The 1,612-nt window shown below is 63.0% G+C and carries 2 protein-coding genes and 1 pseudogene; all 3 read left to right on the top strand.

The window, feature by feature from the left end:
* Positions 1–713 (top strand): amino acid ABC transporter ATP-binding protein (locus HX846_RS10880; protein WP_178965380.1); only part of this gene is annotated, 713 nt, incomplete at its 5' end.
* 17 nt (positions 714–730) lie between these two features.
* Positions 731–1,396 (top strand): GntR family transcriptional regulator, encoded by a 666-nt coding sequence (locus tag HX846_RS10875; RefSeq protein WP_003210850.1) that lies wholly within the window; start codon positions 731–733, stop codon positions 1,394–1,396.
* Between the two features lie 14 nt (positions 1,397–1,410).
* Positions 1,411–1,612, top strand: a pseudogene (locus HX846_RS10870) (DUF1989 domain-containing protein); the annotation flags it as partial.

Below are 1,612 nucleotides of genomic sequence, written 5' to 3'. Positions count from 1 at the left end.
TGGAAGTGCTCAAGGGCGTCGAACTGAATGTGCGCTGGGGCGAGGTGGTGTCGATCATCGGCCCGTCAGGCTCTGGCAAGACCACGCTGATTCGTACCATGAACGGCCTCGAAAGCCTCGACCGTGGCGAAATCACCCTGCAAGGCCAGCCGTTCCTGCGTGGCAGCCAGGAGCCGCAAGGCGCGCTGGGGCACAAGGTGCATATGCGCGGCATCGTGCATGTCGGCATGGTGTTCCAGGGGTTCAACCTGTTCCCGCATAAAACCGCCCTTGAGAACGTGATGCTCGCGCCGGTCTACCATGCCCATGGTAGCGGCGAAGAACTGCGCCTGTTGAGCCTGGCCCTGTTGCGCAAGGTCGGCATGCTGGAGCACGCCGGCAAATACCCGCACCAGCTATCCGGCGGGCAACAGCAACGGGTGGCGATTGCCCGCGCCCTGGCGATGCGGCCCTCGGTGATGCTGTTCGATGAACCCACCTCGGCCCTCGACCCGGAACTGGTGGGCGACGTACTGGCGGTAATCGAGGAATTGGCTCGCGAGGGCATGACCATGGTCATCGTCACCCATGAAATGAACTTCGCGTTCAAGCTTTCCGATCGTGTGGTGTTCATGGAAGGCGGCGAGATTATCCAGGACGCCGCACCGCGTGACATGCTCGAGCAACGCAGCGAACGCATGACCAAGTTCCTCAAAGACGTCCAACTGGCGTGAGCCCAAGGAGCCCCGACGTGAGCCAAGCCAAGGAACCCAGCCTGTCGCTGGCCGACCAGGTTGCCATCGAACTGCGCGAAGACATCATCGGCGGCCGCCTGCTGCCCGGCATGCCGCTGGTGGAAAGCGAACTGGTGAACGCCTACAACGCCTCGCGCAACACGGTGCGTGAAGCCTTGCACCACCTGGGCCGCGAAGGCCTGACCAGCTACGTGCGCAACAAAGGCGTGATCGTGCGCCGCCTGGGGGTGGAGGAAGTGCGTGACATCTTCAAGGTGCGACGCACCCTGGAACTGCAGGCCATCGCCGCCAGCAAGCCGCTGCGCGAATACCAGTCCGACCTGATGCTGGAGTCCATCGAGGCCGCGCAGCTGGCCCAGGACCGCGAGAACTGGCAAGCCTTCGGCACCCACAGCCTGCGCTTTCACCAACATATTGTCGGGCTGATGCGCAGCCCGTTGCTGGACGAGTTTTTTACCCATATTGCAGCCCAGATGCGCCTGGTGTTTTCCAACGCGCCCAGCGAGGAAACCTTCCAGAAGCCCTGGCTGGAGCGCGACCGGCAGATTCACGACTTGCTGGTTGACGGCCACAAGCAAGCCGCCGGCGAAGCCCTGGCCAGCTACCTCAATGACTCCGAATCGCTGCTGCTGGACATCCTGAGCAGCATTCCAAAACCCTGAAGCGAGGACCCACCATGTACAAGGACTACCCAGCGGCCTACCAAGTCAGCAAAGGCGCTGCCTTGCAGGTCGACAAAGCCTTCTATGACCGCGTGCGCGAGTCCCGGGACGGGCGCACCCTGATCGAGCAATTCGAAGTGCCGATCCGCACCGGCCGCGCCTGGAAAGTACCGGCGGGCCATGTGTTCCGCGTGACCACGCCGGTTGGCCCGCAGG

The sequence above is a fragment of the Pseudomonas sp. K5002 genome (genome assembly GCF_013386655.1).
Lineage (GTDB): Bacteria > Pseudomonadota > Gammaproteobacteria > Pseudomonadales > Pseudomonadaceae > Aquipseudomonas.
Note: the sequence above shows the minus strand (reverse complement) of the source record. Positions and strands in the feature narration are given on the sequence as shown.